This window comes from Salinicola sp. DM10 (assembly GCF_017306975.2).
In the GTDB taxonomy this organism is placed as follows: Bacteria; Pseudomonadota; Gammaproteobacteria; order Pseudomonadales; family Halomonadaceae; genus Salinicola.
In genome coordinates this window covers 326,988-346,057 of record NZ_JAFLEN020000002.1, presented here as the reverse complement: position 1 = coordinate 346,057, position 19,070 = coordinate 326,988, and the positions used below count along the sequence as shown (strand labels likewise).

At 68.1% G+C, this 19,070-nt stretch carries 16 protein-coding genes; 12 read left to right on the top strand and 4 right to left on the bottom strand.

The features are described 5' to 3' along the window. Positions 1–35: 35 nt before the first annotated feature. The 7 genes from J0A90_RS10240 to J0A90_RS10210 all read left to right on the top strand — a co-directional run bounded on the left by J0A90_RS10240 (position 36) and on the right by J0A90_RS10210 (position 7,915). Positions 36–878, top strand: a complete 843-nt coding sequence (locus tag J0A90_RS10240; protein ID WP_035476528.1) for a fumarylacetoacetate hydrolase family protein — start codon at positions 36–38, stop codon at positions 876–878. A 104-nt stretch (positions 879–982) separates the two neighbouring features. After that, on the top strand, positions 983–2,017 hold the full coding sequence (locus J0A90_RS10235) for a zinc-binding alcohol dehydrogenase family protein (protein ID WP_207034874.1): 1,035 nt from the start codon (positions 983–985) through the stop codon (positions 2,015–2,017). Next, positions 2,014–3,663, top strand: a complete 1,650-nt coding sequence (locus tag J0A90_RS10230; RefSeq protein ID WP_207034876.1) for a UxaA family hydrolase — start codon at positions 2,014–2,016, stop codon at positions 3,661–3,663. Before J0A90_RS10235 ends, J0A90_RS10230 begins: the two co-directional genes overlap by 4 nt. An 11-nt stretch (positions 3,664–3,674) precedes the next feature. Further along, on the top strand, positions 3,675–4,799 hold the full coding sequence (locus J0A90_RS10225) for a mannitol dehydrogenase (protein ID WP_207034878.1): 1,125 nt from the start codon (positions 3,675–3,677) through the stop codon (positions 4,797–4,799). 170 nt (positions 4,800–4,969) lie between these two features. Next, positions 4,970–5,959, top strand: a complete 990-nt coding sequence (locus tag J0A90_RS10220) for a C4-dicarboxylate TRAP transporter substrate-binding protein (protein WP_233076679.1) — start codon at positions 4,970–4,972, stop codon at positions 5,957–5,959. A gap of 133 nt (positions 5,960–6,092) precedes the next feature. After that, a complete protein-coding gene (locus J0A90_RS10215) occupies positions 6,093–6,626 on the top strand; it encodes a TRAP transporter small permease (protein WP_207034882.1) in 534 nt (177 codons plus the stop codon). Between the two features lie 5 nt (positions 6,627–6,631). Continuing rightward, positions 6,632–7,915 (top strand): TRAP transporter large permease, encoded by a 1,284-nt coding sequence (locus J0A90_RS10210; protein ID WP_207034883.1) that lies wholly within the window; start codon positions 6,632–6,634, stop codon positions 7,913–7,915. On the opposite strand, the gene mmuM is transcribed toward J0A90_RS10210, so the two are convergent. Both mmuM and J0A90_RS10200 read right to left on the bottom strand, forming a co-directional pair. Continuing rightward, entirely contained in the window at positions 7,916–8,902 is a 987-nt protein-coding gene (gene mmuM / locus J0A90_RS10205) for a homocysteine S-methyltransferase (RefSeq protein ID WP_207034886.1), read from the bottom strand. After that, positions 8,899–10,338 carry an amino acid permease gene (locus J0A90_RS10200; RefSeq protein ID WP_207034888.1) on the bottom strand — a complete coding sequence of 480 codons (1,440 nt, stop codon included), beginning with the start codon at positions 10,336–10,338 and terminating at the stop codon, positions 8,899–8,901. The genes mmuM and J0A90_RS10200 overlap by 4 nt, the downstream gene beginning before the upstream one ends. A 223-nt stretch (positions 10,339–10,561) precedes the next feature. Here J0A90_RS10200 and J0A90_RS10195 point away from each other — a divergent pair, with 223 nt between their 5' ends. Next, positions 10,562–11,338, top strand: a complete 777-nt coding sequence (locus J0A90_RS10195) for a FadR/GntR family transcriptional regulator (protein ID WP_207034890.1) — start codon at positions 10,562–10,564, stop codon at positions 11,336–11,338. A gap of 190 nt (positions 11,339–11,528) precedes the next feature. Here the strand turns inward: J0A90_RS10195 and J0A90_RS10190 are convergent, their stop codons facing one another. Both J0A90_RS10190 and araD1 read right to left on the bottom strand, forming a co-directional pair. Further along, positions 11,529–13,328, bottom strand: coding sequence for an IlvD/Edd family dehydratase (locus tag J0A90_RS10190; protein WP_207034891.1), 1,800 nt, complete (start codon positions 13,326–13,328; stop codon positions 11,529–11,531). A 93-nt stretch (positions 13,329–13,421) separates the two neighbouring features. Continuing rightward, a complete protein-coding gene (gene araD1 / locus J0A90_RS10185; protein WP_207034893.1) occupies positions 13,422–14,414 on the bottom strand; it encodes an AraD1 family protein in 993 nt (330 codons plus the stop codon). A 603-nt stretch (positions 14,415–15,017) separates the two neighbouring features. Here araD1 and J0A90_RS10180 point away from each other — a divergent pair. From J0A90_RS10180 to J0A90_RS10165, 4 genes are read left to right on the top strand one after another with little or no spacing between them, the layout of a single operon-like run. Beyond that, a complete protein-coding gene (locus tag J0A90_RS10180) occupies positions 15,018–15,938 on the top strand; it encodes a tripartite tricarboxylate transporter substrate binding protein (RefSeq protein ID WP_370635777.1) in 921 nt (306 codons plus the stop codon). A 25-nt stretch (positions 15,939–15,963) separates the two neighbouring features. Then, complete coding sequence (locus tag J0A90_RS10175; RefSeq protein WP_207034897.1) at positions 15,964–16,449, top strand: tripartite tricarboxylate transporter TctB family protein; 486 nt, start codon at positions 15,964–15,966, stop codon at positions 16,447–16,449. 6 nt (positions 16,450–16,455) lie between these two features. After that, a complete protein-coding gene (locus J0A90_RS10170; RefSeq protein ID WP_207034899.1) occupies positions 16,456–17,970 on the top strand; it encodes a tripartite tricarboxylate transporter permease in 1,515 nt (504 codons plus the stop codon). Next, complete coding sequence (locus tag J0A90_RS10165) at positions 17,967–19,022, top strand: Ldh family oxidoreductase (protein WP_207034901.1); 1,056 nt, start codon at positions 17,967–17,969, stop codon at positions 19,020–19,022. The genes J0A90_RS10170 and J0A90_RS10165 overlap by 4 nt, the downstream gene beginning before the upstream one ends. The last annotated feature ends 48 nt before the right edge of the window (positions 19,023–19,070 follow it).

Below are 19,070 nucleotides of genomic sequence, written 5' to 3'. Positions count from 1 at the left end.
CGAATTCAACCAACGCTTTCCTCAAAGGAGTCTTCATGAAACTGCTACGCCACGGCCCCAAGGGTCAGGAAAAACCGGGCATCGTCGACGCCGACGGTCGCGTGCGCGATCTCTCCGGCGAGATCGATGACATCGCCGGCGAGGTGCTCAGCGCCGCCGGCCTGACCAAGCTCGCGGCGCTCGACCTGAGCCGCCTGCCCGAGGTCGCCGCCGACACCCGCCTGGGCCCCTGCGTCGGCCGCGTGGGCAAGTTCATCTGCATCGGCCTCAACTACTCCGACCACGCCGCCGAGACCGGTGCCGAGGTGCCCGCCGAGCCGGTGGTGTTCAACAAGTGGACCAGCGCCATCTGCGGCCCCAACGACGACGTCGAGATCCCCCGCGATTCGACCAAGACCGACTGGGAGGTCGAGCTCGGCGTGGTGATCGGCACCGGCGGGCGCTACATCGACGAAGCCGACGCCATGGACCACGTCGCCGGCTTCTGCGTGATCAACGACGTCTCCGAGCGCGAGTTCCAGCTCGAGCGCAGCGGGACCTGGGACAAGGGCAAGGGCTGCGACACCTTCGGCCCGCTCGGCCCCTGGCTGGTGACCCGCGACGAGATCGCCGACCCCCACGATCTGAATCTGTGGCTGGAAGTCGACGGCCAGCGCTACCAGGACGGCTCGACCCGCACCATGGTGTTCCAGATCCCGCATCTGGTCTCTTACCTGAGCCGCTTCATGAGCCTGCAACCGGGCGACGTGATCTCCACCGGCACGCCACCGGGCGTGGGCATGGGTCAGAACCCGAAGGTATTCCTCAAGCCGGGCCAGACCATGCGTCTGGGCATCGAGGGGCTGGGCGAACAGCGCCAGCGCTGTATCGAGAGCTGAGCGCCCAGCGACGCCGCGCCGCCTTCCCTGAGTCTGGAAGGTGGCCTGCGCGTCAATTGGCCTGACCTTTAGGCCGAAAACCCTCATTCGCCAGGAGAATCTACATGCAAGTCGTGGTCTGTTCGCGCCCCGGCGAGATGGCGCTGGTCGAGCGCCCGACGCCTCCGCTGGCGCCAGGCGAAGCGCGGGTCGCCATTCGCCGTATCGGTATCTGCGGCACCGATATCCATGCCTTCGGCGGCAATCAGCCCTACTTCGAGTATCCCCGCGTACTCGGCCACGAGCTGGCCGGCGAGGTGGTCGCGGTGGCCGAAGACGTCGACCCGGCGCTGGTCGGCCAGGCGGTCTACGTCATTCCCTATCTGCACTGCGGCGAGTGCCGCGCCTGCCGCCAGGGCCGCACCAACTGCTGCCAGGCGCTTCAGGTGATCGGCGTGCACCGCGACGGCGGCATGGCGCAGACGCTCAACGTGCCCGCCAGCCACCTGGTGGCGGTGCCCACGCTTTCGGCCGAGGCGCTGGCGCTGGTCGAGTGCCAGGCCATCGGCGCCCACGCAGTGCGCCGCGCCCAGGTCGCCGCCGATGAGCTGGTGGTGGTGGTCGGCGCCGGGCCGATCGGTATCGGCGTGCTGCAGGTGGCCAAGAGCTGCGGCGCGCGGGTGGCGATGGTCGACACCAACCGCGACCGCCTGGCGCTGTGCCGCGAGGCGCTGGGCGCCGATGCGACCTGGCATGCCGACGATGACGTGGTGGCCAGGATCGAGGCGCTCAACGATGGCGCCCTGGCCGATGTGGTGTTCGATGCCACCGGCAACCCGGCGGCAATGAATCGCGGCTTCGACTTCGCCGGCCACGGCGGACGCTATGTGCTGGTCAGCGTGGTCAAGGCCGAGATCAGCTTCAGCGACCCCGACTTCCACAAAAAGGAGCTGACCCTGCTCGGCAGCCGCAACGCCACGCGGGAGGATTTCGAGCACGTGACCCAGCTGATGGCCGAAGGCCGGCTGCAGACCGCCCCGCTGATCACCCACCGTGCGACGCTGACCGCGCTGCCCGAGCGGATGCCGGCCTGGTGCGCCCCCGGCAGCGGGGTGATCAAGGCGATGGTGACGCTGGACGACACGGAGGCCGAAGCATGAGCAAGACGACCATCGCCAGCGACGCCCCGGCGCGTCAGAGCCTGCGTATCCACCCCGGCGACAACGTCGCGGTGGCGCTGACCGACCTGCCCGCCGGGCGCGAGGTGATGGTGGCAGAGACGCGCCTCGCCCTGGCCGATACCGTGCGCGCCAAGCACAAGTTCGCGCTCACCGATCTCGCCTCTGGTGATCTCGTCACCATGTACGGCGTCACCGTGGGGCGCGCCACCCGGCCGATCCCCCGCGGCGGCGCGATCACCACCGATAACCTGGCCCACGCCACTGCCGGCGGCGACGCCCGCCCCGGCTCGCGGGACTGGACACCGCCGGATGTCTCGCGCTTCGCCCAGGCCACCTTCGACGGCTTCCACCGCGCCGACGGCAGCGTGGGTACCGCCAACGTCTGGCTGGTGATCCCGCTGGTGTTCTGCGAGAACCGCAACGTCGAGGTGCTGCGTCAGTGTGTCGCCGAGGCCCTGGGCGACGACCCCTACCGTGACTACAAGCGCCTGGCCCGGAGCCTGCTCGAGGGCACCGAGATACCGCCGGTGGGCAGCGAACAGAGCGCCACACCGCGGCGTTTCCCCAATGTCGACGGCGTGCGTTTTCTCACCCATAGCCTGGGTTGCGGCGGCACCGACGACGACGCCGAAGCGCTGTGCCAGCTGCTCGCCGGCTACGTCTGCCACCCCAACGTGGCCGGAGCGACGGTGCTCAGCCTGGGCTGCCAGAAGGCGCAGATCCGCATGCTCAAGGCGGCGGTCGCCGCGCGCGACCCGCAGGGAACGAAGCGCGTCGACTACTTCGACCAGCAGTCCTCGCCCAGCGAGGAGCGTCTGATCCGCGACGCCCTGACCTCGATCTTCGACGGCCTCGCCAGCGCCGACCGCGTCACGCGCCAGCCCGCCTCTCTCGACAAGCTGGTGCTGGGGCTGGAGTGCGGCGGCTCGGATGGTTTCTCCGGGCTCTCCGCCAACCCGCTGGTGGGCGCGGTGGTCGACCGCCTGGTGGCACTGGGCGGCAGCGGCATGCTCAGCGAGTTCCCCGAACTGTGCGGGGTCGAGCACGAGCTCACCGCGCGCTGCACGAGCGAAGCCGTGGCGTCACGCTTCGCCGAGCTGATGAGCGCCTACCAGCGTCACGCCGCGGCGGTGGGCGCCGACTTCTCGATGAACCCCTCGCCGGGCAATATCCGCGACGGCCTGATCACCGATGCGATGAAGTCCGCCGGCGCGGCCAAGAAAGGCGGCGACGCCCCGGTGGTCGATGTGCTCGACTACACCGAGCCCCATCGCCGCCCGGGTCTGAGCCTGCTGTGCACGCCGGGCAACGACGTCGAGTCGACCACCGCCCTGGCCGCCTCCGGGGCCAATCTGATCCTCTTCACCACCGGCCTCGGCACGCCCACCGGCAACCCGGTCGCCCCGGTGCTCAAGATCGCCAGCAACAGCGCGCTGGCGCAGCGCATGCAGGACATCATCGATTTCGACGCCGGCCCCATCGTCAGCGGCGAGCGCACCATCGACGAACTCGCCGAGGCGCTGTTGACGCTGTGTCTGGAGGTCGCCTCCGGGCGCCATGTCACCCGGGCCCAGCGCCTCTCCCAGCACGACTTCATTCCCTGGAAGCGCGGGGTGTCACTATGAGTCGCAGCGTCATGAGTTCCCCCACGGAGGCTCTCGACAGCGATGCCAGCATCGTCCAGTTCGGCACCGGGCGCTTTCTGCTCGCCCACGTCGACGCCCTGGTCTCGGAGTCGCTGGCCAGCGGAGCCAGCTCGCGCCGCCTGCTGGTGGTGCAGTCCTCGCCGCGCGAAGAAGGCAAGCGCAAGGCGCGCCTGCTCGCCGCCCAGCAGCGCTATCCGTTGCGCATCCGCGGCCGCCGCGACGGCGTGGAGATCGACCGCGAGCAGACCGTCGACAGCATCGACGCCTGCGTCATCGCCGCCGAGCGGTGGCAGGCACTGACCCGGCATGTCGTCGAGCACGCCGAGATCATCGTCTCCAACACCGCCGACGACGGTTTCGAGGTCGGCGCCGATTCGAGCCTGAACCCGCTGCCGACGAGCTATCCCGGCAAGCTGACCCAACTGCTGCGGGCCCGCTTCGATGCCGGCCGCGACGGGCTGACGCTCTTGCCCTGCGAGCTGATCGAGCACAACGCCCAGGAGCTGCTGGCGCGGGTGATCCGGCTGGCGCGACACGACGGTCACCCCGAGGCCTTCATCGACTGGCTCCAGACCCGCTGCGTATGGGCCGACACCCTGGTCGACCGCATTGTCTCGGCGCCACTGGAGCCGCTGGGGGCGATCGCCGAACCCTATGCGCTGTGGGCCATCGCCCGCCGCCCGGGGCTGACGCTGCCCTGCGTGCATGCCGACGTCGAGGTCGTCGACGACCTGCGCCCGGCGATGCTGCGCAAGCTGCACATTCTCAACCTCGCCCACAGCGTGCTGGTCCACCACTGGCAGCGGCTGGGTCAGCCGGTGGCGACGGTGCGCGAGGCGATGCAGCGCGACGAACTGAGCGAGCCGCTGCGCGCCCTGCTCGACGACGAGGTACTGCCGACGCTGGCCGCCGAGCTGCCGCTCGACGACCTCGAACGCTACCGCGACGTCACCCTGGAGCGCTTCGCCAACCCCTTCCTCGACCACCGCCTGGCGGACATCGCCCAGCACCATGCGACCAAGCTGGAGCGCCGCGTGCGTCCGGTGGTGGAACGCGCCGCGCGCCAAGGGCGTCAGGTGCCGGGGCTCATCGACGCACTCGGCGGGGCGAGCTAGCGCCTATCACCTAGTACCTATCACCTAGTACCTGGCGCCTGGCGGCGGTCCTGACGCCGTCCGTGAATGGAAGAGCACGCCCGAACGGACACTCATAAACGACCACGCACGAACGATCACGACAAGATCCACAACGAACAGCTCAACGACAAAAGGAAACACCCATGACAATGCAGCGCTGGCTCCGTTTCACCGCCTCCCTCTCCCTCGCCGGTCTGAGCGCCCTGGCGCTCACCGGGCCGGCCCAGGCCGCCACCGAGATCCGTGTCGCCTACGGCAACCAGCCGGGCGAGCCGGTCGACGTGGCGGTCAAGGCCTGGGCCAAGGAGGTCGCGAAGGCAAGCCATGGCGAGTTGACGCTGAAGGCGTTCCCCGCCAGCCAGCTCGGCGGCGAGACCGAAGTGATGGAGCAGGCGCGCTTCGGCTCGCCGCTGATCACCATCACCGCCTACTCCAACTTCATGAGCTCGGTGCCCGATCTCTCGGTGCTCGACGCGCCCTATCTGGCCAAGGACTTCGACAGCAAGCTCAAGGTGTTCGACTCCGCGTGGTTCGCCGAGCAGGAGAAGAAGGTCGAGGCAGCCGGCTATCACATCGTGATCCCCAACACGGTCTACGGCGTGCGCCAGCTGCTCTCCCGCGACCCGGTGGCGACCCCGGCGGATCTCTCGGGGGTCAAGATCCGAGTCCAGAACTCGCCGATGTACGTCGCCGCGATCAAGGCGATGGGCGCGGTGCCCACACCGATGTCGCTGGGCGATGTCTATCCGGCGCTGGCCCAGGGCCTGGTGGATGGCGTCGAGAACCCGCTGCCGGTGCTCTATGGCGGCAAGTTCTATGAAGTGGTCAAGAACCTCAACCTCACCTCGCACATGCACACCGTCGCTCCCTTCGTCACCGGCGAGGCGTTCTGGCAGCAGCTGAGCCCGGAGGACCAGAAGATCCTCACCGAGACCGGTCAGGCGATGGCCGCCAACCTGCGCACCCTGGTCGAGAAAGAGACCGACAAGTCGCTTCAGCAGCTCGAGGATGCCGGCGTCCAGGTCAACGAAGTGGATATCGCACCCTTCCGCGAGCGCGCCCAGGAGGAGATTCCCAAGGCGTTCCCGCAGTGGAGTGAGGGGCTTTATCAAAAGGTCAGCAACATCATCAACGACTAGCATCGATGCCTGCGCGAGCGAATCGCGGCGTTGCGCGGGGCTCGAAGCCCTCGCCTAACACCCCGATCGCGTCGGCACCCTGGCATGACAGCGCTCCCGCTCGACATCGCGCGGGAGCGCCATGGAGTTGAACATGCAAACGCTTTTCAAGGCGCTCGACCGCCTGATGCGGCTCGATGAGGTCATCGCCAGCCTGGCGCTGTTCGGGCTGTTCGTGGTCGCCATCGCCAACGTCTTCATGCGCTATCTGTTTTCGTCTCCGCTGGCGTGGAGCGAGGAGATCCTGCAGCTCTTGATGGTGTGGGCGACCTTTCTCGGCGCCAGCGCCCTGGTGAGACGCAACGAGCACGTGCTGATCGGCCTGCTGGGTGACAAGCTGCCGCCCCGCCTGCGCCGCTGGAATACCCGACTCTTCAATGTCGGCATCGTCATGCTGTGTGCCCTGGCGATGCTCTACTGGGGGCTGGAACTGCTGCCCTTCTCGCGTTTCCGCAGCACGCCGATGCTGCAGATCCCCTACACCTGGATCCATGTCGCCATCCCCATCAGCGCCGCCATGATGCTCTACCACGGGCTGGTGCGGCTGATCACCGATGACCGTGGCGTGGCGTCAGCGGATGCCAGCGCCGACGTCTCGAACACCGACGTCTTGCACGTCAAGGAGTGATATCGATGGCCGTTGGCATCGCGCTCGTCGCGCTCTTCATCCTGTTCTGCCTGGGCACGCCGGTGGCCTTCGCGCTGTTCGCGTCGAGCCTGACCTACTTCCTGATCGGTGCCGACCAGCCAATGGTGACGCTGATCCAGCGCCTGGCCGGCGGGCTGGAGTCGATCTCGCTGCTGGCGATTCCGTTCTTCATCATGGCCGGGGTGTTCATGAACCACTCGGGCATCACCGAGCGGCTGCTCAAGCTGGCCGAGCTGATGACCCGCCGCCTGCACGGCGGGCTGGCCCAGGCCAACGTGCTGCTGAGCACCTTCATGGGCGGGCTCTCCGGTTCCAACATCGCCGATGCGGCGATGAACGCCAAGCTGCTGGTGCCGAGCATGACCCAGGCCGGCTACCCCAAGGCGTTCTCGAGCGCGGTCACCGCGTCATCGTCGCTGATCACCTCGACCATTCCGCCGGGTATCGCGCTGATCGTCTACGGCTACGTCAACAACGTCTCGATCGGGCGGCTGTTCCTCGCCGGCGTCGTCCCCGGGGTGCTGATGGCGGTCGCCATGATGGTGCTGGTCTCGATCCAGTGCCGGCGTCTCGGCTACCAGAAGCCGCGCCGCGAGCGCGTATCGCGTCACGAGTGGATCAGCGTGACCCGCGCCGGGATCATCGCCCTGCTGCTGCCGGTGGTGGTGATCGGCGGTATCCGAATCGGTGTGTTCACGCCCACCGAGGCGGGCGCCATGGCGGTGCTCTACGCGCTGATCGTGGGGCTGTTCGTCTATCGTCAGATGGGCCTGGGTAGCGTCGCCGTGGCCACCCGCGAGTCGCTGATGGCCTCGGTCAACGTGCTCTTCATCATCGCCGTGGCGTCGGGCTTCGCCCGCGTGCTCACCTGGGAGCAGATTCCGCAGCAGATCGCGCTGATGCTCTCTTCGGGGGTCGGCAGCGCGGTCGCCTTCCTGCTGATCGCCAACCTGCTGCTGCTGATCCTGGGCATGTTTCTCGAGGGCAACGCCATCCTGATCGTGCTGTCGCCGCTGCTGGCGCCGGTCGCCGCCCAGTTCGGCATCGACCCGGTGCACTTCGGCATCGTCTTCATCCTCAACGCCTCGATCGGCACGATCACGCCACCGCTGGGGACGGTGATGTTCACCACCTGCTCGATCACCGGCGTCTCGATCGGCGCCTTCATCCGCGCGATCCTGCCCTACTGGCTGCTGCTGGTGGCGCTACTGCTGGTGGTCACCTTCGTCCCCGCCATCTCGCTGACGCTGCCCAACTGGGTGTTCTAGCTAGATTTGTGCCCGGCGGGCCCGGGCCAATGCTTCGATATCCTCCGGCCCGGTACGGCAGCAGCCGCCGATGGCGCTGGCGCCGGCGGCCAGCCAGCGCGGCAGGCCCTCGGCGAGATCCCGCGGCGCCGGCGCGTGGGCGCAGCCGGCGTGCCAGGTCTTGGTCACCGGGTCATAGTGCTCGCCGGAGTTGGGGTAGACGATGATCGGCAGCCGGGTAACGCCGCGCAGGCGCGTGACCAGGCTCTCGATATGGGCCAGCGCCGTGCAGTTGATGCCGATGGCGGCCACGCCGGGTAACGCCTCCAGGGCCTCGCCGCAGCGCTCGATCGGCGTGCCGTCGCTGATATGCCCCTCATCGCGGGCGGAGAAGGTGAACCAGGCCGGCACCGCGGAAAGGTCGGGCAGCAGCCCGGCCACCGCCAGGGCCTCTTCCAGCGAGGGCAGGGTTTCCACCGCCAGCAGATCGGGGCCGGCCTCAAGCAGCGTGCGCAGCCGCGGACGATGGAATTCGGCCAGCGCAGCACGCCCGATGGCATAGTCGCCGCGATACTCACTGCCATCGGCGAGAAAGGCGCCGTAGGGCCCCACCGAAGCCGCCACCAGCGGGTAGGGGCGCGAGGCCTCGGCATGCGCCGCCCAGCAGGCGTCGCGCGCCTCCTTCGCCAGCGTCACCGCGCGCTGGATCAGGGCGTCAGCCTCGGTGGCCTCGAGCCCGGCGCGCATGAACCCCTCGCGGGTGGCCTGGTAGCTCGCGGTGATGGCGACATCGGCCCCCGCCTCGAAGTAGGTCCGGTGCACGTCACGGATACGTTCGGGCGCCTCGCGCAGCACCCGGGCCGACCACAGCGCATCGTTGAGATCGCAGCCCAGCCGCTCGAGCTCGGTGGCCAGCGCGCCGTCGACGATCATGAAACCGGCCTGGGCGGCGATCGCCGCGATCGGATTGGCGTCGGTCTGGGTAGCGCTCGGATTGGCAGCACTCATGAGGTGGACTCCTCGGTGACATCAGCGTAGCGGCGGTGCGAATCGTCCGCCGTATCGGGCTGGCGCGGGCGGGTCAGGTAGTAGCAGGCGTAGCAGAGCGCCACGAACGGCACCCCGAAGTAGAGCGCGATACGCTGCTGGGGGTCGAAGGCGATGCCCACGCAGGCGAACAGGCAGAAACCGAAGGCGGCCAGCGGCACCCACGGATAGCCCGGCGTGCGGTAGACCAGATCGCGCGGGTCATTGCCGGCGCGCACGTAGACCCGGCGGAAGCGCCACTGGCTGGCAGCGATCGCCATCCACACCAGCACCACCGCCAGCCCCGAGATCGAGACCAGCGCCAGGTAGACCAGATCCGGCGCATAGACGCTGGAGAAGAGCGCGCCGAAGCCGCCGAGCATGCTCAAAATCACCGCGTTGAGCGGAATGCCCCGGCGGTTGAGCCGGCCCAGCGCGCGCGGCAGCGTGCCCTGGCGTGACAGCGTCCAGAGCATGCGCGACGACGCGTAGAGCCCCGAGTTGGCCGCCGAGATCAGCGCGGTGATGATCACCAGATTGATCACGTCCGCCGCCCCGGGCACCCCGATACGGTCGAATACCGCCACGAACGGACTCTCCACCAGCCCGGCCTGCTCCCGCGGCAGCAGCGCCGCGATCACCACGATGGTGCCGACGAAGAACAGGATCAGCCGCCACAGGGTGGCACGGATGGCGCGCGGCACGTTGGTCGCCGGATCGACGGTCTCGCCAGCGGCGATACCGATCAACTCGGTGCCGGAGAAGGCGAACATCACCGCCAGCAGCGTGGTCCCGATGGCCAGGTAGCCGGTGGGGAAAGCGCCCTCGGCCCACAAGTTGGAGAGCCCCGGCGCCGGGGCCCCCGCCGGCGCGTCGGCCAGCGGCACGAAGCCGAGCACCGCCGCGGCGCCCAGCACCACGAAGATCACCACAGTGGCGACCTTGATCAGCGACAGCCAGAACTCGGTCTCGGCGAACAGCCGCGTGGTGAAGGCGTTGGTGGCGAAGACGATGGCGGCGAAGATCGCGCTCCAGTACCAGCCCGGCACCTCGGGGAACCAGCGCCCCATGAATACCGCCGCCGCGGTGAACTCGGAACCCAGCGCCACGGTCCAGGTGAGCCAGTAGAGCCAGGCCACGGTGTAGCCCGTGCCGGGGCCGATATAGCGCGTGGCGTGGGCGCTGAAGGCCCCCGCCTCGGGCATGTGCACGGCGAGTTCGCCGAGACACATCATCACCAGCCAGGCGACCAGTCCGCCGATGAGATAGGCCACAATGGCGCCCAGCGGGCCGGCCTGATTGACGGTGTAGCCCGAACTCAGAAAGAGTCCGGTGCCGATGACCCCGCCCAGCGACAGCATCACCAGGTGACGGCTCTGCATGCTGCGCTTGAACGGGGTCTCTTGGCTCTCTTGCATAGCGAATGTCCGGTTGAAAATCGGGGTGAAGACGACAGGCGCGCCATGTTACCCAATCCATCCCGCTTGCGGGTAACCGTGATCCGGGGCCGAAAGATCGATTTGGAACAAGCTGATAGCGGCCGGCCCGGCACACCGGGCATCGCCACCCGCGGCCCGCGGCGGTTAAGATGAGCGCTATCGGTCCTCGCCGCGCGAGCCCCCCAACCCTGGATGCCGAACCATGCCCGAGGTGAAAGCCGCCCGCCGCTCCCCGCCCGCACCGCGCCCCAGCGTCGCCGAAGCGCTGGCCGAGGAGATATTCACCGGCCGCTATCAGCCCGGCGAGTTCGTGCCCAAGGAGATCGATCTCTGCGAGCGCTTCGCGCTCAACCGCTCGGCGGTGCGCAGCGATCTGCGCCAGCTGGTGGATGCCGGCATCATCGAGCGCATCTCCGGCTACGGCTCCCGCGTTCGCGCCTACTCCGAATGGAATATTCTCGACCCTCAGGTCACCGCCTGGATGACCCGCTTCGCCACCCCCAACCCCGGCATCCAGCGCGAGATCCTCGCCTTCCGCTTCGACGTCGAGCCCTACGTGGCAATGACCGCGGCCAAGCGTGCCACCGCCCGCGACCTGGTGGCGATCGAGGAGGCCTTCGACGGCATGGGCCAGCATCTGCGCCAGCCCGGCGATGAGGGCCAGCGCGCGCGGCTGCACAGCGACTGCGACGTGGCCTTCCACGTCGCCATCTTCAAGGCTACCCACAACATCGTCTGGACCCAGCTCTCGCATATCCTGCGCCCGTCGATCCATCTGCTGGTGGAGACCTCCAACGTCAGCGCCAGCGACCCCGAGGAGAGCCTGGAGCGCCACCGGGTGCTGATGGAGAGCATCCGTACCCGGCGCCCTGCCGAGGCTTTCCACGCCTCGCTGGCGGTGCTCCAGGGTACCGCCAGCGCCTTGGGGCTGGCGCTGCCGGAGACGCTGTTGGGGGAGAGGCCGCCGCCCGGCGACTGAGAGAGTATCGGCAAAAAAAGCGCCCGAGCGGTGAGCTCGGGCGCAGTCGACAGGCGAGACGAGGCCTGTAGAGAAGTCGCTCTGGAGAGGCGCGGCGCCGAAAGAGACAAGCGTCCGGCGTCGCGCTCAGAGGGTGGTTAACAATTCGACGAGCGCGGGCATTGTGTAAACACCCGCTCAGTCCCCTTTTTCAGTGGTTGTCGCGCGGCAGATCCCAGGCAATGGCGCGGTACTTGGTGGCCGGTGCCAGCGTCATGCCGCGGTCCAGCGGCTCGACCATGCCGCGCTGGATCTCCTGCCACGGCGTCTGGTGATCGCGGTAGGGGTAGCCGCCGCGCGCCTCCAGGCTTGCTCGCCGCCGCGCCAGCTCGGCGTCGTCGACCAGCAGATTGGCCTCGCCGCGACGCAGATCGATACGCACCCGGTCGCCGCTCTCGAGCAGCGCCAGCCCGCCGCCCACCGCCGCTTCCGGCGAGGCGTTGAGAATCGAGGGCGAGCCCGAGGTGCCCGACTGGCGCCCGTCGCCCAGGCATGGCAGCGACTCGATACCCCGCGCCAGCAGCGCTTGTGGCGGCTGCATGTTGACCACCTCGGCACCCCCGGGATGCCCCACCGGGCCGGCACCGCGCATCACCAGGATCGTCTTCTCGTCGATCCCCAGCGTCGGGTCGTCGATCCGCGCGTGGTAATCCTCGGAACCATCGAATACCGCTACCCGCCCCTCGAAGGCATCGGGGTCGTCGGGATCGGAGAGGAAGCGCCGCCGGAAGTCGTCGGAGATCACGCTGGTCTTCATCAGCGCCGAGTCGAACAGATTGCCCTTGAGGTTGATGAAACCGGCCGCCGCCACCAGCGGGTCGGCGTAGCGGCGGATCACGTCGCTATCCTGGGTCTCGCGCCCCTGGCAGTTGTCGGCGAGGGTGTGGCCATTCACCGTCAGCACCTCGCCGTGAACGCGCCCCGCCCCCAGCAGCTCGTGGATCACCGCCGGCACGCCGCCGGCGCGGAAGAACTCCTCGCCCAGATAGGCACCCGCCGGCATCACGTTGGCCAGCAGCGGCACGTCATAGCCGAGCCGCTGCCAGTCGTCGTTGGTCAGCTCGATACCGGCGTGGCGAGCGATGGCGTTGATATGGATCGGTGCGTTGCTCGACCCGCCCAGCGCCGAGCACACCACGATGGCGTTCTCGAACGCCTCGCGCGTGAGGATACGGCTGGGGCGCAGGTCCTCCCACACCATCTCGACGATGCGCGCACCGGTGGCGTAGGCCACCATGGGGCGCTCCTTGTAGGGCGCCGGGATCATCGCCGAGCCGGGCAGGCTCATGCCCAGCGCCTCGGCCATGGAGTTCATGGTCGAGGCGGTACCCATGGTGTTGCAGTGCCCCACCGAGGGCGCCGAGTCGGCGATCCGGGCGAGGAAGGTGGGATAGTCGATCTCGCCGGTGGTGAGACGCTTGCGCAGCTCCCACACGATGGTGCCGGAGCCGACCCGCTCGGCACCGCGCCAGCCGTTGAGCATCGGCCCGCCGGAGAGCACGATCGCCGGCAGATCGGCGGTGGCCGCGGCCATCAGGCAGGCCGGCGTGGTCTTGTCGCAGCCGGTGGTGAGTACCACCCCATCCAGCGGATAGCCGTGCAGCACCTCGACCAGACCGAGATAGGCAAGATTGCGATCCAGTGCCGCGGTGGGCCGGCGCACGTTCTCGTGGATCGGGTGCAGCGGGAACTCGAACGGCACCCCGCCGGCGGCGCGGATCCCCGCCTTGGTGCGCTCGACCAGATCGAGATGATGACGGTTGCACGGCGTCAGGTCGGAGCCGGACTGGGCGATACCGATGATCGGCTTGCCCGCGGCCAGCTCCTCCAGGGTGATGCCGTAGTTCATGTAGCGCTCGAGACACAGCGCCGTGGTGCCGGCGTGGTCAGGGTTATCGAACCACCAGCGCGAGCGCAGTGACTCGCGGCGGCGCGCGGGGGAATCAGACATCGAAAGGCTCCAGAGAGGCGCCACGCGCCGCGCGGCACCGACGTGCCAGGGACCCCGGACGGCGCCGGGAGAGACGACGTGACATCAGGCGGTTCATAGCGGCTTGGCCGCCGCATAGCCCAGGTCCGTATCGGACTCCAGGGTGTTGCGTAGCGGGCGGCCCAGGGCCGGCAGCTCGATCTCGTAGCGGTCGCCCGGTTCGACCGTCACCTGGTCGGCGAAGCTCAGCGTCGCGGTGCCGAAGAAGTGCACGTGGACATCGCCCGGGCGGCGGAAGTTACGGTACTTGAAATGGTGGTGCTCCAGATTGGCCAGGCTATGCGCCATGTTGGCCTCGCCGGTCAAAAACGGCTTTTCCCACAGGGTCTTGCCATCGCGCACGATGCGGCTGGTGCCCTCGAGGTGCGCGGGCAGCTCGCCCACCAGCAGCTCCGGGCCGTAGCTGCAGGCGCGCAGCTTGGAGTGGGCCAGCCACAGGTAGTTGAAGCGCTCGGTGACATGATCGGAGAACTCGTTGCCGACGGCGTAGCCGACCCGCCACGGCGTGCCGTCGTCGCCGATCACGTAGAGCCCGGCCAGCTCCGGCTCCTCGCCGGCATCCTGGGCGAAGCTCGGCGAGCGCAGTGCCGCCTCGGGCGCCACCACGCAGTCGCCGTCGCCCTTGTAGAACCACTCCGGCTGCGGCCCTACCTCGCCAGCGCCCGGCTTGCCCGCCTCCACGCCCATGCGGAACATGCGCATGGAGTCGGTCAAGGTGCTCTCATCGACCAGGGTCGCGGCGTGCATCGCCGAACGGGTGTCGGCACTGCCGAGGTGGGTCAGCCCGGTGCCGGTGACCAGCCAGTGGGCCGGGTCCGGGTGGGTCAGCGGCGGCAGCAGCTGGCCATTGTCGACCAGCGCGGCGTAGTCGAGCCGGGTATCGGTCAGCGCCGCCTCGACCACCTCGCTCAGCGAGCGCCCCGCGGCGATCGCCTGCCGCGCCAGACCGTAGACACCCTCCTCCGCGGCCACCACCTGCACGCTCTCGGCGTCGACCACCAGGCCCACCGTCAATCGCCCCTCGTGGCGACATTGAATCAGGCGCATCGTGTTTGCTCTCCTCGGTATTGGTTGGGTTCGGGCGCGGCAATAGGCACCAATTCGACTATGTTGAACATACTAGCAATAAGTACAACATAGACTTTCGCCGCAAATACCCCACCCGCGAATCACGCTAGGCTGGGCTGCCGACCCGGCAGATGTTTTTACGCACTCACTGGCGGACAGGGTGACAGCTTCTGGCCCCAGCGGCAGGTGCACTCGACCAATGTCTAGCCAACACGAATATTGCACTCAATGTTCATTCGTCATAGCTTCGAGAACGAATAGCTTCGAAGACGAATAGCTTCGAGGACGAAAAGCACGACACTTGACGAGCCCAGCCAGAACGTCAGTCGCCCGATATCAGCGCCAGTTCCGACGCGTTTGGCACGATAGGCAAGGCATGTCAGGCGCCGTGTGCTTCACCCGCTAAAGGCCCGTTGCGTGTCAAGCGGCCAAGCCCACAACCACTCCCTGAGCAAGACGGCGATCACTACAACGACGCCCCACACAACGATAAACAAAACGATACGTCACTCCGGAGACACCGCCATGATCTCGACGACCGCGAAACACTTCTGCCTCGGCCTGCTCGGTGCGGCCCTGGTTATGCCACTGCCGGCGCTGGCCGACTATCCCGAAAAGCCGATCACCCTGATCGTGCCCTGGGCGGCGGGAGGCGGCACCGATGCCACCGCGCGCACCATCGCCACGGCGCTGGAAAAAGAGCTCGGCCAGACCGTCAACGTGGTCAACCGCACCGGCGGTAGCGGCGTGGTCGGACACACCGCCATCGCCATGGCCAAGCCCGACGGCTATACCCTCGGCCTGGTCACCGGCGAGATCAACATGATGCACTGGCAGGGCCTGACCCAGCTCACCTACGCCGACTACACCCCAATCGCCCAGATCAACTACGACTACGCCGGGATCCAGGTCGCCGCCGACGGCCCCTTCGATTCGGTCAAGACCCTGCTCGACAAGGTCAAGGACGAGCCCAAGGGCACCTACAACGCCTCCGGCACCGGCCAGGGTGGCGTATGGCATCTGGCCTTCGCCGGGCTGCTGCTCGATCAGGGCATGGAGGCCGACCGTGTGACCTGGATCCCCAGCCAGGGCGCGGCGCCGGCGATGACCGAGATGGCAGCGGGCAGCATCGATATCGTGCCCAGCTCGGTGCCCGAAGGACGCGCGATGATCGAGGCGGGCAAGGTCAAGAGCCTGGCGATCATGGCGCCGGAGCGGCTCGCCAGCTTCCCCGACGTACCCACGCTGAAAGAGGCGATCGGCAGCGACTACACCATCGGTGAGTGGCGCGGTATCGCCGGTCCCAAGGGCATGGACCCGGCCGTGGTCGAGACACTGGAGAAAGCGGTCGAGGCGGCCTATCAGAGCGACACCTACCAGAACTTCATGGCCAAGCAGGGCTTCGGCACCGAGTGGCGCGGCGCCGATGACTTCGGCAAGTTCATGGCCGAGCAGGATCAGCGCTTCGGCGAGATCGTCAAACAGGTCGGCCTGGCCAAGTGAGGGCGCAGCCCGCGGGAGTCGCACGATGAGAGACTTTCTCCTGGGTCTGGTCTTTGCCATCGGCGGCGGCGTGGTGATCGCCGTGGCCCAGACCTACCCCACCATGCCCTCGCTGCAGTACGGGCCATCGCTGTTCCCCTCGCTGATCGGCGCGGGGATGCTGATCGGCGGCGCGCTGCTGGCACTGAGCCAGGTCCGCGTGCTCGCCGCCCGGCGGCACGCGCCCGAGGACCCGGGGCTCTCGCGCTACGACTACCGCGGGCTGGCGCTGTCCCTGGTGCCCTGCGCCCTGATCGTGTTCTACATCCTGGCCGCCGAGACCCTCGGCGCCGGGCTGTGCATGCTGCTCTCGATGTGGCTGCTGATGCTGATGCGTGGCGCGAAATGGTGGCTGGCGCTGGGCGTCGCCCTGGTGGTGTCACTCATCGTCACCCTGCTGTTCTCGCGCTATCTGCTGATTCCGCTGCCGGAGGGCACACTGCTCCCGCAAAGTCTGGCCTGGATCGGGTAATCGCTCATGGAAACCTTCGTGCAAGGCCTGGCCATGGTGTTCAACGCCCAGACGCTGCTGGTGATCGTCGCGGCGGCCGTGTTCGGGCTCTTCGTCGGCGCCATCCCCGGCCTCACCGCCACCATGGCGGTGGCCCTGCTGGTGCCGATCACCTTCTACATGGACGCCACGCCGGCGATCGCGGCGATCGTCGCGACCTCGGCCATGGCGATCTTCGCCGGTGACATTCCCGGCACCTATCTCAATATCCCCGGCACCCCCGCCTCCGCCGCCTATGTCGGCGAGTCGTATCGGCTGGCGCGCCAGGGGCGGGCGCGGGAGACCCTGGGCACCAACCTGCTGTGCTCGGTGTTCGGCGGTCTGTTCGGCACTCTGGTGCTGGTGTTCGTCTCCCCCTCGCTGGCCGAGGTGGCGCTCAACTTCAGCTCCTTCGAGTACTTCTGGCTGGCGCTGCTGGGCCTGAGCTGCTCGATCTTCATCGCCATCGGCTCGCGGCTGAAGGCGTTTCTGTCGCTCACCGTGGGCCTGCTGCTCTCCACCGTGGGGCTCGACATGATGAGCGGCGCGCCGCGCTTCACCTTCGGCGTGCCCGATCTGATGGCCGGGGTCAACTTCATTCCGGTGATGATCGGCATGTTCGCGCTCAACGAGATCATGCTGTTCTACGGCTCGCGCAACGAGGCCCGCAGCGTGCCGGCAATGGCCAAGGACAGCGTGTTCCGTCAGGCCCCCGCCACCCTGCGCCGCTACTGGCGCAACATGCTGCGCGGCAGCGCCCTGGGTACGCTGATCGGCGCGCTGCCGGGCGCGGGGGCGGATATCGCCGCCTGGATCGCCTATGCGCTGGGCAAGAGCCGCTCGAAGGAGAAGGAGAAGTACGGCAGCGGCCATATCGAAGGGATCGTCGATGCCAGCTCGGCCAACAACTCCGGCATCAGCGGGGCCTGGGTACCGGCGCTGGTGTTCGGCATCCCCGGCGACACCATCACCGCCATCGTCATCGGTGTGCTCTACATGAAGGGCATGAACCCGGGGCCGACCATCTTCATGAACGGCGGCAGCCAGGTCTACGCCCTGTTCACGGTGTTCTTCGTCGCCAACCTGATGATGCTGCCGCTGGGCTATCTGGCGATCCGCGCCTCCAAGGTCTTCATCCTGACCCCGCGCAAGATGCTGATGCCGGTGATCTTCACCTTCTGCATCGTCGGCGCCTTCGCCATCAACAACTCGGTCACCGATATCTGGATCATGCTGATCATCGGCCTGGTCGCCTTCGTGCTGGCGCGCAACGACTTCCCCATGGCGCCGGCGATCCTGGGGCTGGTGCTCGGCGGCACGCTGGAGAACAGCTTCATGAGCTCGATGCTCAAGTCCGGCGGCGATCTGCTCGCCTTCTTCGAGCGCCCCATCAGCGCCGCCCTCGGCGCGCTGGTGATCCTGATCTGGCTGCTGCCGACGCTGATCAAGCACATCCGCCGGCTGCGCCGCCCCGCAGCCGCCACCGCCGGAGACGAGAGATGACCCGCTATGACGCCGCCACCCTGCGCACCACTCTGAGCGCCCTGTTCCGCGAGGCGGGGGCGCAGGAGGAGGTCGCCGAGACCACCGCCAGGATTCTGGTCGAGGGCGATCTGCTCGGCCACCACACCCACGGCGTGAAGCTGGCCGACGGCTATCTCAAGGATCTCGCCGCCGGCAACGCCAGCGGCGACCCCGGGGTGCTCGAGATTCAGGAAAACACCCCGGTGGCGGCGCTGTTCGACGGCCACTACCTGCTCGGGCCCTATCTGGTCCAGCGCGCCCTCGACCACTGCCGCGCGGCCGCGGCCACCTTCGGCTTGGGCATGGTCAGCCTCAAGCGCTCGCACCATATCGCCTGCCTGGCGGCCTATCTGCAGCCGCTGGTGGAGGCCAATCTGGTGCCGCTGATCCTGAGTTCGGACCCCGCGGTGGCCTCGGTGGCACCGTTCGGCGGCCTCGATCGGGTCTACACCCCCAACCCGCTGGCAGCGGGCATCCCCGGCCGCGAGCAGCCGCTGCTGATCGATGTCAGCATGTCGACCATCACCAACGGCACCGTGGGCAAGACCCACGCCGCCGGCGAGCGTCTGGCGCATCCGGCGATCCTTTCCGGGCACGGTGCGGTGAGCGACGACCCCGCCGACTACTTCGCCGAGCCGGGCGGCAGCATCCTGCCGCTGGGCGAACTCGCCTTCGGCCACAAGGGCTTCGCCCTGGGGCTGATGGTGGAAGCGCTGACCTCGGCCCTGGCCGGGTTCGGGCGCAAGGATGGCCCCACCACCTGGGGCGCCTCGGTGATGGTGATGGTGATCGACCCGGCGCGCTTCGGCGGTACGCAGGCGTTCCTCGACGAGACCGACCATCTAGCCCGGCGCTGCTTCGAGGCGCGCCCGCGCGACGCCGAGCGCCCGGTGCGCCTGCCCGGCCAGTCCGGTCTGGCGCGGCGGCGCGACTATCTCGCCGACGGCATCCCGCTACCCGAAGACGTGGTGGCGGCGATGCGCCAGGCAGTGGCACGCTCATCGCTGGCCGGCACGACGCCCTTCGGCTGAACGCCGGGCACCCCTTTATCCGCGCCGCACTAACGCAGCGGCGCCCAG

What these genes read in the sequence shown, in the direction of transcription:
- J0A90_RS10195 (WP_207034890.1), top strand. Translation starts at nt 10,562, where the DNA reads ATGCCCGAGGTGAAAGCCGCCCGCCGCTCCCCGCCCGCACCGCGCCCC.
- J0A90_RS10210 (WP_207034883.1), top strand. Translation starts at nt 6,632, where the DNA reads ATGGCCGTTGGCATCGCGCTCGTCGCGCTCTTCATCCTGTTCTGCCTG.
- J0A90_RS10200 (WP_207034888.1), bottom strand. Translation starts at nt 10,338, where the DNA reads ATGCAAGAGAGCCAAGAGACCCCGTTCAAGCGCAGCATGCAGAGCCGT.
- J0A90_RS10235 (WP_207034874.1), top strand. Translation starts at nt 983, where the DNA reads ATGCAAGTCGTGGTCTGTTCGCGCCCCGGCGAGATGGCGCTGGTCGAG.
- J0A90_RS10180 (WP_370635777.1), top strand. Translation starts at nt 15,018, where the DNA reads ATGCCACTGCCGGCGCTGGCCGACTATCCCGAAAAGCCGATCACCCTG.
- J0A90_RS10240 (WP_035476528.1), top strand. Translation starts at nt 36, where the DNA reads ATGAAACTGCTACGCCACGGCCCCAAGGGTCAGGAAAAACCGGGCATC.
- J0A90_RS10230 (WP_207034876.1), top strand. Translation starts at nt 2,014, where the DNA reads ATGAGCAAGACGACCATCGCCAGCGACGCCCCGGCGCGTCAGAGCCTG.
- mmuM (WP_207034886.1), bottom strand. Translation starts at nt 8,902, where the DNA reads ATGAGTGCTGCCAATCCGAGCGCTACCCAGACCGACGCCAATCCGATC.
- J0A90_RS10190 (WP_207034891.1), bottom strand. Translation starts at nt 13,328, where the DNA reads ATGTCTGATTCCCCCGCGCGCCGCCGCGAGTCACTGCGCTCGCGCTGG.
- araD1 (WP_207034893.1), bottom strand. Translation starts at nt 14,414, where the DNA reads ATGCGCCTGATTCAATGTCGCCACGAGGGGCGATTGACGGTGGGCCTG.
- J0A90_RS10165 (WP_207034901.1), top strand. Translation starts at nt 17,967, where the DNA reads ATGACCCGCTATGACGCCGCCACCCTGCGCACCACTCTGAGCGCCCTG.
- J0A90_RS10215 (WP_207034882.1), top strand. Translation starts at nt 6,093, where the DNA reads ATGCAAACGCTTTTCAAGGCGCTCGACCGCCTGATGCGGCTCGATGAG.
- J0A90_RS10225 (WP_207034878.1), top strand. Translation starts at nt 3,675, where the DNA reads ATGAGTTCCCCCACGGAGGCTCTCGACAGCGATGCCAGCATCGTCCAG.
- J0A90_RS10220 (WP_233076679.1), top strand. Translation starts at nt 4,970, where the DNA reads ATGCAGCGCTGGCTCCGTTTCACCGCCTCCCTCTCCCTCGCCGGTCTG.
- J0A90_RS10170 (WP_207034899.1), top strand. Translation starts at nt 16,456, where the DNA reads ATGGAAACCTTCGTGCAAGGCCTGGCCATGGTGTTCAACGCCCAGACG.
- J0A90_RS10175 (WP_207034897.1), top strand. Translation starts at nt 15,964, where the DNA reads ATGAGAGACTTTCTCCTGGGTCTGGTCTTTGCCATCGGCGGCGGCGTG.